The organism is Actinomadura sediminis, from assembly GCF_042675525.1.
Taxonomy (GTDB): Bacteria; Actinomycetota; Actinomycetes; order Streptosporangiales; family Streptosporangiaceae; genus Spirillospora; species Spirillospora sediminis.
On record NZ_JBHTJA010000008.1, the window covers coordinates 61,745 to 75,325 of the forward strand.

A 13,581-nucleotide genomic window follows, 5' to 3' on the forward strand; every position below is an offset into this window, starting at 1 on the left:
ATGAACTCAGCGCTCGTTAACTAAAGTCGTTGATGTGACGATGCATCAGCGATCCGAGATGGTCAACCAACATGGATCACCTGGCGTGTCAGGCAACTTTGATCAGAGGACTGCGCCCGCCGAGGTAAGGCAACAACTCACCGGCCTCGACTTCGGTTTCGGGGCGCAGGGGGCGGCGCACCGCCCATCGATCCTCGTGGAACCGCCCCACGCGAGGGTGCCCACGAGCGCGGGAAGTCGGCCACGGCAAGACGGCCTGGCGCGAACGTGTGTTCGAACACGACATTCCGGCCCAGGGGGCTTCCGGTTGTTGCTCCAACGCGGCCGAGGTGCCGGACAGCTCTCCGAGCCGCGTCGGCCTGCGCCTGCAGACGCTGGAGTCGGCGGACGTGGGCGATGGTGTCCAGCAGCGCGATCAAACTGCTCACGAGCATGAGGACCGTGATCGTCCCTGGGTCTTTGCAGCCCGCCAACACAAGCAGCCGGGTCGCTGTACGCAGGGCGTTTCCTGCGGAGTTTGGCCTAGGGATGCGACCGTGCGGTGCACGGGCGGCACGGTCGTAGGCTTCGGCAGCGCGCCGGAGATGCCGGTTTCCGGTGGCCTTAGCTGCAACGTGCAAGGTGTCGGAGGCCGCCCAGCAGGCGTCTTGAGCGGCGTACGGGTTCGTGACCATGTGCCTGCGGAGCTGCGCTGTCGCATAGGCCGCCGCACGGGCCGCGTCCTCGTAGAACGACTGCCGTTCCTCGGGGGAGAGATCGTTGCCGGGCACGCGGTCCCGTGGGACAGGCAGCGAAGCCCTCCAGCGCCGTTGCAGGCGAGGAAGGGACAGATCGGCCGCGAGCCGACCGCCGGAGAGCCACAACGGTTCCTCGCCGTCGGAACGAATCGGCAATGCGACGGTATAGCCGGTGATCTCGTCCGGTTCGGACTGGCTGAATCGTCGCTTGACCAGCAATCCGTCTTGCTCGAGTCGGCGAAGGAACGCGTCGACGGTCCGCGCTTCGTCCGCCGCCCGGCGGACGGTCGTCCGCAGTACGGCGCGCGCCGTCCGCGCCGACACGTTCCGTCCGGACAGCGGACCATGCCCAGGCGAGGGCCGCCGTTCCGGAGTCCAACGGTGACGCAGTTTGGGCAGCGTGAGGTCGCTCGCCAGTTTCCCGCCGCCGTACCAGACGGGCCGTCCGGAGGCGGCGAGATCGTCGGCGAGCGCGACCGCGTACCCGGTCACCTCTCCGGCTGGGCGCGTGCTGTACCGCTTCCGAACAACCACACCATCGGTCTGCAAGCCGGCGAAGAACTCGTTCTCCGTCCGCGCTGCGGCCGCGATGGTGAGGACGTGCCGCCGTAGGATGCTGCGCGCCGGCTCCGGTCTTCCGTTCCGGGCCGCCTTCTCGGTCTCGGCGCGCTTGGGCCGCCGCGCCGCCGTCCGGTCCGCCGGAGCCGTCCGCCGCAGACCGTAGCGTTCCTCGATCGCCTGGCAGGCGTCTCGGACCCGGTAGCCGTCGTTCCAGACTTCTGGACGGTCGCCGTCCTCTCGTGCCAGCGTGGCGACGATGTGCACATGGTCGTTGGCATGGCGCACGGCGATCCATCGGACGCCCGCGGTACCGCCGCCCGGTGCCAGACCGGTGCGAGCCATCACCTCGCGCGCGGCCTCGGCCCACTGCTCGTCCGTCAGGACGGGGTCCTCCGGCGCGGCTCGCAGCGATAGGTGCCACACCGGTTTCCGGTAGTTCCGGTCTCCCAGGAGGGCCATGGGCTGGGAGAGCAGACCATCGAGCTTCCGAAAGTCCCGGACGCCTGCCGCGTTCGCCGCAGGTTCCAGCACGGCGGGGTCTCGGAAACCTGCCACGATATGAGGGTCGTGGTGCTCTCCGTTGCGTCCGGGGCCGTACAGGTAGCGGATGAGCCCTTGTACTCGCTTGCCGCGGAGCACCTTCCCGATCACGTTCCGCCCGTTCGATCAGGGCAGCCGTAGCCGCAACTCCTCGGCCAGTTCGTCCAGCTTGCGGACTGCACGTGCAGCGGCTTCGGCGTACCACCGCAACTGCGGCGGTGGCTCGCCGGAGTGCATGGCCGCGACCGCCTGGTTGAGGTTCACTCCGATGCGCTGGGCCTGGCCCGCCGCATGCATCACCGTCGCCAGCGCCTCACGTAGCGCGATGTACTCGGGACGCGCACTGCCGCGGGCCGCCGCCAGCGTCGCCTGTGCCGCGAACGCGCCGATGGCGAGCCTTTCGGTCTCCGCAGTCGCCGCGACGATCGCGTGTTCTTCCTCCGACAGCGAGAACCTCACCGACCGGTCGCGACGTGGCGTCCGGTGCGTTCGCCGATTTCGCCGCACCGTCCGCGCCGCCGCCGGGGTCCGTCCGTCCTCGCCGACCACCGGCCACACCCCTCTGGGATCGCGCTCGATCCCGTCCGCCGTCCGGGCCGCGCTTGGTCCGGACGCCATATGTGCACGATTTCCATTTCTTGCCCTGCGGCGGCGGAGCCCGGCGAGCAACGCCAAAGCTCCGCCGGGCGCCCGCCGAACGCGGCGAGGGCTAAGGCATGGCGACTATCGGCGCCTCACAGCTCACGGCGTGGTCGCGCTGGATGCGGTGTCGAGAAACGCTGCCCTGGACTGGCGTCCGCCTTCCCCTCTCCGGAAAGCACTTCGCCGATCGGTGTCGGGAAGTCCCTCATCGCCGGCTCGACACCAGACTCAGCGGAAGCGGGCTGGTCCGCCACCGTCGCGTGGGTCTCCTCTGCCTTATCTAGGGACTGAGCTTCGTCCTCCACAGCGCTGTGGACGGATGTCAGTGCGCCCTGCGCACGGCGGAAGGCCTCGCCGAGCTCGGTCGCGTACTCGTGCGCTCGCCCGAGCGCATCATGCGCCCGAACGGCGGCGACGACGAGCTCGCCGTGATCATGCCCGAGCCGTCCGGCCGAAAGCTCCCGGTCGAGGAACAGGTCGAGCTGCTCGGCCGTCTGCGCCAGCCCGAAGGAGGCCTGTGCCAGATTCCCCAGGACCGTGTATGCCGTCGTCGGCTGCGTCAGGCCCGGCCCATCCTGGGTGCGGCGGTTGAGTTCGCGGACATGGTTATACAGCTCGCCAGCGAGCCGCTCGGTGTCCTCGTCGGTGCGGGTGTCGTGTTCGTCCATGCGAGGTGCCCTCCGGCATCAACGTGAGTCGGACCATCCAGGGACTCCTCTCTCAAGCTCGAAAGCGCTACGGCGGACCTGCCCGCCACCTGACTCGAGCCTGCCCCACACACCCTCCCGTGGCTACGATAAGCGTCAGCGTGTCGCCATATTGCTTTAAGTTGCTGAGTGGATGGGCCTTGGACAGACCCTGAATGCCGCGGGTCTGGAGCAGGAACCAACCCCGAGAGCCGCCGCCTCCAGAACCGAGATTGTCCTACCGGGTGGTCACCATGGCCCGAGACCGTCATTAGCGGCCGTTGCGGACTTTCAAGGAGAGCCATGCCGTTTCCGGAGCTTCCCGCCCCTGCGGATGACCAGGTCTTGCTGGTTTCCAACTGCTACGAGGGCGGCAAGGCACGGTGGGGCAGCCTGCTAGAGGAGATCGGGGGCCGCCGCGAAGGCGATGTGCTCGTCCTGGAAGGCGGTGAGGTGCGGCTCAGGTTGCTCGAGAGCACGGGATGGGCCCGCCTGCACGGCGGAAACCTGCCGGCACTCGTCCCGGCCAGTGGTTCGGCGCAGGCGGTCGTCGTATTGGCGGACAGCCTCGTGGTCTACGGTGGCGGCGGCCCATTGCTCGTGGACGTGGCATCGATACCCGGCCGTGGTGTGCGCGTCCGATCGGGTCGGCTGGGCGAGATCCTGACCGCGATGCTTGCAGGCACGCTCACGTTCGACCATCTAGTGCGTGACATGGACACGAGCGGCGTTTACCAGGGCGATGACGGCCGCCCGGCTTTCCCCGCTCCGGTGTGGACGCCGCACCGGAGCTTCCCGGCACTGCCCGCTACGACCGAAGCTCTTCTCGTCCGCACCTCCTTCGATGACGAGGACGGGTGGCAGGCTTTGCTCGCAGAACTGGGCGGGGTCGATGAGGACGGTTGGGTCGGCGCGGATCTGGACCCGGAAGAGATCGACGTAGAGAACTACCCGCTGACTGCCTTGGTCGTCGACGACCAGACCTTCGAAGACCTCCACTCGGGCCAGGTTCCGGCACTGGTCCCGCCCGAGAAACACACCACGCTGGTCGCGCTCGCCGACACCAGGACCTTCATCGAACCCGGTTGGCCGCTGACTGTCGTCGACCTGTACGAAACCCCAGGGCAGCCCGCCGTGCTGCCTTGCCGCAAAGTCGGGTCGATGGCGTGCAACCTACAGATCGCCAACATGGACTTCCGCGACTACGTCGCCCGCGAGGGCACGCGGCCGTGGTGGGAGAACTCCTGAGCTTCACGTCAGGACGGAACCGGAGCCTGTTCCGGTGCCTGCTTGGCGGTGGCCGGCCTGCCGAAGTTTGCACGGAGTGCCACGATCGTGCCTGCGGTGGCGGCGAGGGTGAGGAGTCCGGCACCGAGGGCGGCACTCTGCGGGCCGATGCTCTTCACCAATGGTCCGGCGACCAGGAGGGTGACGGGCATGAGCGCGTACCCGGCGATGATGTTCCAGCTGTTCACGCGGGCGAGCACCTCGGGAGCGAAGGTGTTCTGGAGCGCGGTTGTCCACAGGACGTAGAACACCGCTTGGCAGGCTCCCGGGATGAGGCCCAACGCGGCGATCAGGGGCCAAGGGGTTCCGGAGGCAAGCAGGGCCATCGGGATGGCTCCGGCGGCCGGAAGGGCGGCGGCTACGAGCACGAGACGGGCCGGCTTCCATCTCGCGCCGATGAAGGCGCCGATGAGCGCGCCGACGGCCTCGGTGGCCGTGATGATGCCCCACGCGCGTGCTCCGCCGTTGCCGTCGTCCATGTAGACCGGTCCGGCGATGTCGACGTAGCAGACCGTCGCGATGATGACGGCGGTGTTCTGGACGGTCAGGATCCACACCCAGCGGTGGGCGGTGAACTCTCGCCAGCCGGTGCGCAGGTCGCGCAGGACGCGCGTTCGATCGTTGTGCCAGCGCGTGGTGTTGAGGCGGCTCAGGAGGACCGCGCTGACCGCGCACAGGGCGCCTCGGGTGGAGGCGGCCCAGCCTGGGCCGAGCATGGAGACCACGAAACCGGACGCCGCGAGTCCGGTCAGCAGCCCGACGGACTTGGTCTGGCTGATCAGGGCGTTGCCCGCTGAGCGTCCGGTTCGTGAGAGCAGGTCGGCGATGATGCCGCGGATGGTCGGCAGGAACATTGCGGTGGCCACGCCGGACGAGAGGGCGAGTCCGCAGAGCAGGAGCAGCGGCGCTTCCCCTACGAGGAAGCACGTACCCAGGCCGAGCCATGCGACGCACGTGATGACCTCGGCCGTCATCAGGACGTGGTGGCGGCGGAAGCGGTCCCCGGCCAGGCCGCCGAAGAGGACGAGCAGTGCCGGGGCCGAGTTGCAGGCGAGGACGATCGACAGGCCGCCCGGCCCGTATCCGAGGTCCATGACGCCCCAGGCGAGGGCGAGCTGCCCGAACCCCACACCGATGCTGGACAGCAGGCGCGCGAAGAAGAGCGGCGCGACGGAAGGCTCGGTGAACAGAGCCAGGGGCGAAAGGACCTTGAGCACGGGTTACTGCCTCACACGTGTTGCCTCGTCGGGAAAGACCGCGGTCGTTACTGCGTCAGGAGGTGCTGGAGCAGGAAGTCCGCGACCTGCTCGTAGGCCCGGAGCTCGTTCGCGCGGTTGGTGAATCCGTGGCCTTCATCGGCGAAGACCTCGTAGAGGACGTCGACGCCCCTGGAACGGAGCCGGGTGACGAGCTGGTCGGACTCTGCTTGGGGGACGCGGGGGTCCCGTGCTCCCTGCAGGATGAGGAGCGGGGCCGTGATGTTGTCGGCGTAGGTCACGGGTGAGCGGCTGGTGAGGCGGTCGGCATCGGTGACGGGGTCGCCGAGCATGGCTTCGACGAAGTGTTTCCAGGTGGGCGGGGATGCCTGGGCGAGGGTGACCAGGTTCGTGGGGCCGCACAAGGACACCCCGGCCGCCCATGGGAAGGGAAGGCGAGCCAGGCACGAGAGGGCTGCGAATCCTCCGTAGGAGCCGCCCATGACGGCGACGCGGTCGGTGTCCAGGTCGGGAGCCGCCTGCAGGTAGCGGGTGGCGTGGTCGAGGTCGTCCAGGTCGATGCCGCCCCAGTCGCGGTAGATGAGGCGTTGGTGGGAGCGTCCGTAGCCGGTGGAGCCGGCGATGTTGGGGGCGAAGACGGCGATGCCCTTGTCGAGCAGGTACTGGAACAGGCCGGTGCGCGAGTAGCGGGGGCGTTCCTGCGCCTCGGGACCACCGTGGACGAAGAGCAGGACGGGGTGCGGCCCGGGCTTGCCGGGGCGGTAGAGGAGTGCGTGGACGCGCCGGCCTCCGGACGCCGGGTAGGTCACCGGCTCGGGTTCCACGGGGCGGACCGCCTGGACAGCGGGAGGGCGGGTGTCGGTGAGGTAGCGGAACCCGGTGTCGGGGGCCAGGACGGCGACCTCCGTCGGGCGTGCCGGGGTGTCGAGGAGCAGGGCGACGGGAGAGGCTTCGGGGCCGAGCGCCATGGTGACGACGACGCCGGTGGGGATGTCCGGCAGGGGCAGCGGCTCGCCGCAGTGGCGGGCGTGCAGGATGGATCGTCCGTCCTGGTTGACCGACCACAGGAGGGTGTCACCGGCGACATCGATGTGCTCGACATCCCAGTCGTGCTGGACGACCGGTTCCATGACGGCCTCGTCGATGAGGTAGCGCGCGGCAGCCTTGAACTCGCCCCACCGGTCGGTGATCAGGTGGAAACCGGAGGAGTCGGCCATCCAGGGACCGGGTTCGTACAGCCCCTCGCCGTGCTCGCCGGTGATGCAGAACGGCTCTGCGTCGCCCTGCAGGTCGATGAGGTACAGGGCGATGTCGCTGTTGCTGCGGAAGCCCGCGGTGAGCAGCCATCGCCCGTCCGGGGACAGTTCCGCCGGTTCGAACACCACTCCCGGCGGCGGGACGAAGCGTCGCTCGCTGCCGTCGTCCAGGTCGCGGACCAGGATGTCCTGGACGGTCGGGTCCCGGTCGTTGGCGGCGTAGGTCAGGTAGCGGCCGCTGGTGTCGAAGGGGGAGGACGCGAGGATGCGCTGGCAACGCGGGCCCGCGCTGATGTCGGTCGGTTCCTCGTCGTCCAATCCGATGCGGTACAGGCGGTACTGCTCGTCGCCTTCGCGATCGGCCGTGAACACCAGGTTCTTGCCGTCCGGCGCCCAGGCGATGTTGCGCACCGCCTGCCCGGCGAGGTGCGTCAGGCGCCGCGGCTCGCCCCCGACCGCGGGAACGATCCATAGGTCGTACTGGCCGCTCGCGTTCCCCGAGTAGGCGATCCACGTGGCGTCCGGGGAAAGGGCAAGGGTCGCTTGGAAGCTGTGTCGGGGGACGAAGTCGCTGTAGGAGGACATGGCACGCCTTTCCGCGTTCATTTGATCCAGCCGCGCCGGACCGCGGCGGCGCCGGCGGCGAAGTGGTGGTCGGCGCCGAGCATGTTGCGAAGGGCCGTCGAGTGCCGCCGAATCGTCGAGATGCTCACACCCGCGCGCGTGGCCATCTGCGCGTCCGTCAACCCCTCCACGAGCATGTTCAGAATCTTTTTCTGGATGTCAGAGAGCGGGCTGTCCGGGCTGGCGGCCCCGAACGGTGTGGCCCGCTCCCACAGAAACTCGAAGTACTCGCGAAGTGCGCCGATGATGACGGACGAGCGGATCAGCAAGGCGCCCGTCATGCCGGTCGGGGTCAGCGGGAGCAGCGCGATCGCATCGTCGGCCAGCTTCATCTTCATGCCGATCCGAGGCAGCAACCGAGCCTCCTCTCCGGCCTCGACCGCGACCTCGATGGTCTTGAGCCCGACCGGGTGCTCCGCACACGCGGATTCGTAAATGGCCCGGCACCTGACATGGCCCTCGAACGACGGCGGGGGCGGGACGGCCGTCAGTTCGTCCATCGGGCGTTCCACCGACTGGTTGTCCAGCGTCATCCACTCGTGCCTGGCCGAGCTGATCAGGCCGCGCGCGACCCGTCCGATCTGTTCGCGGTCGACGATGATCTGCACCAGCCGCTCGGTCGAGCCGTCCATGGAGGCCGGCAACGGGTGCGTCTCCGCCATGCGGCGATGGCCGGTCAGCAGCCGTTCCTGCTCGGCCACCATCCGGCGCGACAGTTCGGCGAGCGTGCTCTGCAGTGCCAGGTCGGGAGGAACCGGCACCAGCCGCCGCGGCAGCCCCGGGCCCGAGGACCGCACGAGCGCCATCCCTTCCCTGATAAGGGCTTCCACCTGCTCCGGACCATCAAGCAGATCGGCTGCCTCGTCCCGTTCACACCCATCTATTCGCAGCAGCCGCATGTAGAGGTCCAGCAACTCGTCGGGAACGATGTCCTTCAGGAGCCGCTTCGCCGTCTGCTCGGCTTCTATGTGCACGCGCCACCTCCTTGGGTACAGAGAGTAGCTATATCGAACCGGCGTGTTACAAGAACCGTCAGTGACCGTTTCTGCTCAATGAGTAGAAGTGGTCAACCTCGCGGCCGACGGCGGTACCCCCGCCCCCATCGCCGATCCCGCGGACATGGACGCCCGGAGCGCGCTGTCGAAGTTGATCACTTCTCACCATGGCGAGTTTCGATCAGGGGTTTGACCTGCGGACTTCCGGTTCCATCGTGCTCCGGAAAGCCCAACCCGACCCGGGAGGTCACAACATGAACGTCCTCACCCGTACCTGCCCGTGCAAGCACGCGGCGGCGAACAACCGTCCGCAGCCGTGCGCGTCCTCCGACACGACCCCGGCGCGCCCGCACACGCGGGAACGCATCGGCACGGCGCTTCGACAGCGCATCACCGGTCGCCTCCGGACGTCTTCCCCGCCCAGCGGCGAGGCCGTCGAACCGCTGGCCCTGGCCTTCGGGCGGCCCCGCGGGGCCGGCTTCATCGGCGACGGCGCCGACGGCTTCCTGCGCGCCGCCCTGACGGAAGTGCTCACCTGCAAGGTCGGTGTCTCGTGGGTCATCGCCACCGGCCACGACCTGCGGTGCCTGTTCGGGGACGCCTTCGATGACACCCTCGCCGAGAGCCTCGCCCCGCGCCTGCACGTGGCCGAGACCCTCGAAGAGGCCACCGAACGCCTGGAGTTCGAGGCCGACGTCATCCGCGCCCTCGACGTCAACGACCGTTTGTCCTTCACCGTCTCCACGGTGCTGTGGTTCGCGGCCCCGGGCCCGGACGCCGACGTCGTCCACGACACCCTCCAGAGCTGGCCCGGCACCGGCCTCATCCCGCTCATCGCCGGCCCCTGGCCCTACGGTCCGACCTACCTCATCGACGCCGACGGCCCCCGACCACTTCCGCGCCGTTCGATCGACCTGCTCACCGCTCAGCAGGCGACGGCCGAACTCCATGCCGCCTCGGCGGCCTGAGCCTATGGACGCTGTGAGCCTGGAGCATTCTGGGCTCACAGCGCTGTTTGGTCACTGGTGTGGATCGAGGTCGACGCGCGGACACTGGCGGATTTCTCTCATGTGCGTGCCAGGGGCGGACAGAACGCCCCCTGGCGGGAACGGCGGGTTCTACTGATCCCCGCATGCGCGGGGCCGAGAGTCAGGGTGAGGTTGGTCCCATGGACAGCGCCGAACCATCCCCGCGTGAGCGGGGTCCGCAGTTGTCGCAGCAGATGCCGATCTGCGGAACCATCCCCGCGTGCGCGGGGCCGAGGCGCTCGGCCGGTACGACGACTGGTACGCGGAGGAACCATCCCCGCGTGCGCGGGGCCGAGGAGTACCGCGTCGAGGGGCACAAGAACCTCGCAGAACCATCCCCGCGTGCGCGGGGCCGAGGTACTCCTCCATCGCGCACTCGAACCGGCCCAGGAACCATCCCCGCGTGCGCGGGGCCGAGACGGCGTGACGCTCGCGCAGGAGATCGAGCCGAGAACCATCCCCGCGTGCGCGGGGCCGAGTAGGTCGATGGGATCGCCAGCGGTGATCCGCGGGAACCATCCCCGCGTGCGCGGGGCCGAGGATCTTGGAGCGCTTCGCCGGTCCGCGGGTGGCGAACCATCCCCGCGTGCGCGGGGCCGAGTACGGCTTGTCCTTGGCGATCTTCTTCAGGGCCGAACCATCCCCGCGTGCGCGGGGCCGAGGAGATGGTGCCCTGCGACACCTCCGACCGCAAGGAACCATCCCCGCGTGCGCGGGGCCGAGGCTACCTGATCATCCGATCCAACCTGCGGCCGGGAACCATCCCCGCGTGCGCGGGGCCGAGAGCCCGGAGCCTCTGGCCCCGGGCTTTTATGGTGAACCATCCCCGCGTGCGCGGGGCCGAGGTCGGCGGCGGCCGCCACCAACGCGCGCGCGGCGAACCATCCCCGCGTGCGCGGGGCCGAGGCTTCGTGACCTGGGGCGTTAACAGCGGGAGGGGTACTTCTCATTTAGTTGCATCGCGCAACTCGCCCCTCTCTGTGATCTTGGGCTGGTTGAGCTGAGGAGTCACAGCGTCAGTTTGTCAGTGGGGCTGGATACTTTGCCAGCTGTGACGCGTACGGAGCACGAACAAGGCGGCCAGTCTTCGAGCCTCACCACACACTCCGTCGCTCTGCCGCCGTTGGGTGCGCTCTGGGGCAAGAGTGCAGGCAAGGCAGGGGGGCGCGCCAACCTGTTGTTGCAGCATTTGCTCGACACCGCGGCGGTCGCCGAACTCGTGTGGGATCACTACCTGGCGCCGTCGCTACGTCAGACGCTCAACGACATTGCGGGCCCTGGGAGGGGGCGCCGGTTCTTCGCATGGCTGTGCGGAGTCCATGACTTCGGCAAGGCGACTCCTGCGTTCCAGCATTTGGATGAGGCTGGTGCTGCGCGTGTTCGTCGAGCCGGTCTGGTCTGGGATCAGCGCGTTGTCCGGCTGCATCGCTGGAGGCATGATCGGGCGGGCGGGTGCCTCATCCGCGGATGTCTGTCGGAGGTGGGGTGGTCGGAGGCCAGCATCGACTGGGTTTGGCCTTTGATCGCCGGCCATCATGGATTGTTTCCCACGCTCGGTGGGGCAGCGGAACCTCGCCGAGCCGGAGGACGACTCCAGGGCAAGGGCCGCGAGTGGAAGCAAGCTCGGTGGGAGCTGCTGAACGCTTTCACAACAGCGCTGGGGTTTGACGACGTTGCAGGCGTAGAGCCGAACAACACCCCGAATCGTGCGGTGCAGTTGCAGCTCAGCGGTTTCGTTGTGATGGCCGACTGGATCGCCAGCGACCAAGAACACTTTCGAGGCGTCGACTCGCTGGCCGAGGTCAGCATGCATGGTGCCCGTGAACGGGCAGAGGCGGCCTGGAAACGGCTGGGGCTGCGGGGTGGCTGGGGCGAACTTGTTGCGCCAGGTCAGAACACATTCCAAGCCCGATTCCGGAACGATCCTCGGCCGTCGCAGACGATGCTGGCGGACGTCGCGCGCCAGATGGGCGCGCCTGGCTTGGTCGTGGTCGAGGCTCCCATGGGGGAGGGGAAGACCAAAGCCGCGTTGGTGGTCGCGGAGGTGCTCGCTGCCCGGTGGGGGATGGACGGCGTGTTCGTCGGAATGCCCACGCAGGCGACCTGCGACCCGATGTTCAGCAATGTCCGTTCATGGTTGGAAGGCATCGCACCGGACTTGGCGTCGCAGGTCGCGCTTCTGCACGGCAAGCGGATGTTCAACAGGCAGTGGAGGGACCTGCTCACCGAGGATGCCGCGCCGGACGACCGATTCACCAGCGTGGACGAAGACGAGTTCGGTCTCGATGACCCCTACGGCGTTTCCGCCCAGGCGTCGGCGGACGTCGTTCCAGAACGACTGGCTCCCGCGGAGTGGTTCATGGGGGCCAAACGAGGGCTGTTGAGCCCGTTCGTCGTGGGGACGATCGACCAGTTGCTTTTCGCCGCGACTCGGACCAAGCACGTCATGCTGCGAATGGCCGGTTTGGCCGGCAAGGTCGTCGTGCTCGACGAGGTGCACGCCGCAGACGTCTACATGTCGCAGTTCCTGGCAGAGGGGCTGCGGTGGCTGGGCCAGGCCGGCGTTCCGGTGGTGCTCTTGTCGGCGACGTTGCCTCCTGCGCAGCGTCGCGAGCTGATGGCCGCATACCTGGCCGGCGCCCGATCCGCCGATGCCGTGGCGTCGGAGGTCTCGGCGGTGCCGGAGCCCAGTGGTTATCCGAGTGTGACGGCCGTGTGGCGTTTTGGCTCGGAGGTGGGCCACGTCGTGAAGGCGAGCCGGTCTTGGCGAGACGATTTGCAAGTAGCGGTTGAGATCCTTCCCGAGCCGTTCGATGACGCGGCGAAGGAACCTGATGGGCGTGCATCAGGTGAGCAGGTGGCAGCTCTGCTTCGGGAGCGCCTTGCCGACGGCGGGTGTGCACTGGTCATTCGAAACACGGTCCTGAGGGCTCAGCAGACGTTCGAAGCGCTGCGCGAGGAGTTCGGTGATGAGGTCCGCTTGCTGCATGGGCGCCTCTGTGCGGCCGACCGCGCCGACCGGACCGAGGAGTGCCTGGAGTTGCTTGGTGCTCCGAAGCCGGGCGGCTCTCCTCGTCCACCTCGCATGGTCCTGGTGGCGACGCAGATCGCTGAGCAGTCGTTCGATGTGGACGCGGACCTCCTGGTCACCGATCTGGCCCCAATGGACTTGCTGCTGCAGCGGATCGGCCGTGCGCACCGGCACGCCGGCGTGCGGCGACCCGACCGGGTCAGCGACCCACGTGTGATCGTTACCGGGTTCGCCCCTCAGGACGGCAGACCTCCGCGCTTCGTGAAGGCGGCCGAGGGAATCTACGGCCGCTACCTGCTGCTGCGAACCGCCGCCCAGGTTTGTGCCGCTGCGGGGGACCGCTGGTCGATTCCCGGACAGGTGCCGCAACTGGTGTCCGAGGTATACGCCCCCGACCGCTCTGTCGTGCCCGCGGCATGGGAGCAGGCAGAACGGGACGCTTACACCGAATGGGCCGACCGTCAGCGCACGCGTGCGGAGAGCGCCGAGCCCTTCCTGCTCACACGGGCAGGGGAGCACGGACGCCAAACATTGGAAGGGCTGCACCGCGGAGGCTCGAAGGACGTCTTGCCCGACGAGCAGCACCGCGCCATGGTGCGCGACGGCGACCGGAGCGTCGAGGTCGTTTTGGTGCGTCAGGACGACCGAGGATTCCGCACGCTGTCGGGCAAATCGTTGGGTGTGCACGGCGAAGCATCTCGTGATCGTTTGGACGACGTCCTGGGCGGGACCGTGCGCCTGCCGGCGAAGCTCACCGAGGACGCTGAGCGCGAGCTCGGTCCGCTCGACGGATGGCGGGAGGACCCATGGCTGCGTTACAGCCGGGCTCTGCCCCTGGACGCCTCCGGGAAAGGCCGGATCGGTGACCACGAGGTTCGATACGACCGGCTTCTCGGCTTGACGGAGGAAAGAACGCGGTGAAAGCGGGCGGGGCGGCCCAGGCCGCCCCGCCCGCCCCCGCGTGCCGCGGGGCCAAC

9 protein-coding genes and 1 CRISPR repeat array are annotated in these 13,581 nt (G+C 68.4%); of the genes, 3 read left to right on the forward strand and 6 right to left on the reverse strand.

Annotated features, from left to right (window positions below; genetic code table 11):
• Window positions 1-137: 137 nt before the first annotated feature.
• From ACFQ11_RS06945 to ACFQ11_RS06955, 3 genes are all read right to left on the reverse strand, one after another.
• Window positions 138-1,949 carry a relaxase/mobilization nuclease domain-containing protein gene (locus ACFQ11_RS06945; RefSeq protein ID WP_378297053.1) on the reverse strand — a complete coding sequence of 604 codons (1,812 nt, stop codon included), beginning with the start codon at window positions 1,947-1,949 and terminating at the stop codon, window positions 138-140.
• Window positions 1,950-1,964: 15 nt separating this feature from the next.
• Window positions 1,965-2,297, reverse strand: a complete 333-nt coding sequence (locus ACFQ11_RS06950; protein WP_378297055.1) for a hypothetical protein — start codon at window positions 2,295-2,297, stop codon at window positions 1,965-1,967.
• A gap of 275 nt (window positions 2,298-2,572) precedes the next feature.
• Entirely contained in the window at window positions 2,573-3,148 is a 576-nt protein-coding gene (locus ACFQ11_RS06955; RefSeq protein WP_378297056.1) for a hypothetical protein, read from the reverse strand.
• A gap of 321 nt (window positions 3,149-3,469) precedes the next feature.
• On the opposite strand from ACFQ11_RS06955, the gene ACFQ11_RS06960 reads away from it, so the two are divergent.
• A complete protein-coding gene (locus ACFQ11_RS06960; protein WP_378297057.1) occupies window positions 3,470-4,414 on the forward strand; it encodes a DUF6924 domain-containing protein in 945 nt (314 codons plus the stop codon).
• Between the two features lie 8 nt (window positions 4,415-4,422).
• Here ACFQ11_RS06960 and ACFQ11_RS06965 read toward each other — a convergent pair whose 3' ends face one another.
• Genes ACFQ11_RS06965 through ACFQ11_RS06975 form a run of 3 tightly spaced genes read right to left on the reverse strand, consistent with a single transcriptional unit; the run spans window position 4,423 to window position 8,524 of the window.
• Window positions 4,423-5,670, reverse strand: coding sequence for an MFS transporter (locus ACFQ11_RS06965; protein WP_378297058.1), 1,248 nt, complete (start codon window positions 5,668-5,670; stop codon window positions 4,423-4,425).
• Between the two features lie 47 nt (window positions 5,671-5,717).
• Entirely contained in the window at window positions 5,718-7,511 is a 1,794-nt protein-coding gene (locus ACFQ11_RS06970) for a S9 family peptidase (protein ID WP_378297059.1), read from the reverse strand.
• A gap of 17 nt (window positions 7,512-7,528) precedes the next feature.
• Complete coding sequence (locus ACFQ11_RS06975) at window positions 7,529-8,524, reverse strand: hypothetical protein (protein ID WP_378297060.1); 996 nt, start codon at window positions 8,522-8,524, stop codon at window positions 7,529-7,531.
• A gap of 275 nt (window positions 8,525-8,799) precedes the next feature.
• Between ACFQ11_RS06975 and ACFQ11_RS06980 the strand changes: the two genes are divergently transcribed.
• Both ACFQ11_RS06980 and cas3 read left to right on the forward strand, forming a co-directional pair.
• Window positions 8,800-9,513, forward strand: a complete 714-nt coding sequence (locus tag ACFQ11_RS06980) for a hypothetical protein (RefSeq protein WP_378297062.1) — start codon at window positions 8,800-8,802, stop codon at window positions 9,511-9,513.
• A gap of 151 nt (window positions 9,514-9,664) precedes the next feature.
• Window positions 9,665-10,479: direct repeats of the CRISPR family, unit length 28 nt; unit sequence GAACCATCCCCGCGTGCGCGGGGCCGAG.
• A 145-nt stretch (window positions 10,480-10,624) separates the two neighbouring features.
• On the forward strand, window positions 10,625-13,525 hold the full coding sequence (gene cas3, locus ACFQ11_RS06985) for a CRISPR-associated helicase Cas3' (protein ID WP_378297063.1): 2,901 nt from the start codon (window positions 10,625-10,627) through the stop codon (window positions 13,523-13,525).
• Window positions 13,526-13,581 lie beyond the last annotated feature (56 nt).